The organism is Butyrivibrio sp. DSM 10294, assembly GCF_028539135.1.
In the GTDB taxonomy this organism is placed as follows: domain Bacteria; phylum Bacillota; class Clostridia; order Lachnospirales; family Lachnospiraceae; genus Butyrivibrio.
The window spans coordinates 1-1402 of sequence record NZ_JANSWL010000076.1 but is presented as its reverse complement, the minus strand read 5'-3'; the positions used below and the strand labels follow the sequence as shown (position 1 = coordinate 1402).

The 1402-nt window shown below is 47.9% G+C and carries 1 pseudogene; it reads left to right on the top strand.

Going from position 1 to position 1402, the window contains the following annotated elements:
* Window positions 1-1402 (top strand): annotated as a pseudogene (locus tag NXH67_RS09230) (hypothetical protein); the annotation flags it as partial.

The window sequence follows — 1402 nt, the reverse complement described above, 5'->3', positions numbered from 1 at the left end:
GCAGTTACAGCACTCAAGGATGTCAACGTAACCTCCGGCAAGATAGCAGCTGCAACAGAAGCACTGAAAGAGGCCAATGAGGCTGCAACACAGGCACTTAATGCAGTAAACACAGCCAAGGAAGCTCAGACAGCAGCAGATTATGCCAAGAAACTTGCAGAATCCTGCAGTGATACAACAGCTTTGTCCACAGCTTCCGGTGCGGTTCAGACAGCAGCAGAAGCTACGACAACAGCCCAGCGTGCTAATGAAACAGCAACAGGAGCTGTTTCGGATCTTAACAGTGCTATAGAGATTGCAAAGACAGTACTTGATAATACAGCAAATAAAGCAAAAGTAGCTGCCGAGAATGCAGCAAAGGCTATAACAGATGAAAAAGAAGGTGCGTTAAAAGCATTGGAAACAGCTGTAAGTAAGCTCAATAAGCCTACAGTTGCTAATATATCATCAGTAAATACCGCTATAGAGTCACTTGAGAGTCTGGCAGATACAGCAGAAAAGACAGCAATTGCAGCAAAGAATGCAGCTGATAATGCAACAACAGAGAATGTAGCAACTGAAGCAAGAACAGCAGCAGCTACAGCAGTAGACGCTGCCAATGCAGCAAGAGAAAAAGTCAAGGAAGCAAAGACTTTAGTAGCAAATGCTCAGAGTACCCTTGATGCAGATCAGGCAGCCGCCAGCACTGCTAAGACTGAGGGTGCTACAGCTAAGAGAGAAGCACAGACAGCTTTAGACAAAACCAATGATGCTTTAGGCTTCAAGAATACCGCAGAGTCTGCAGTACATGCAGATGGTTCAGCTCCTACATGGGAGGAAGTATTGGAAGCCAAGACTGCAGCAAAAGAAGCAGCAGATGCAGCACAGGCAGCTGAAGATGCAGCCAAGGCAGCAGAAGAAGCAGCCGGCAAAGCAGAAGCAGCAGCTGAGAATACAACCGATGAAGCCGGACAGAGGGCAGCTACAGAGGCGCGTAGTGCAGCTAATGCAGCAAACGGCACAGACGATGCAAAGGGCTATATAGCAATAGCAGCAGAGGCTGCAGTTGCAGCCAATACCGCATACGAGACAGCAAAGTCCAGATATGAAGCAGCATTAAGTCAGGCAGATGCAAATGAAGCCGATAGACTTAAGGAAGCAGCTGAAAAGGCAGCTGAGGAAGCAAGAGAGGCAGCACAGGCAGCAAATGCCGCAGCAAAGGCTATAAATGATCCTGAAACCGGAGCATACGCAGCAGCAGTAGCTGCAGAGAAAAAGCTCTCTGATGAAGAGAACCTTACTCTTCAGGTAGTATCAGAAGCGCTTCTCAAGGCTCAGGATCTGGATGCCAAGGCTAATGCAGCAAATGCCGCAGGGAAAGCAGCTACAAAAGCAGCAACCAAAGCAAAGCTTGCAGCTGATG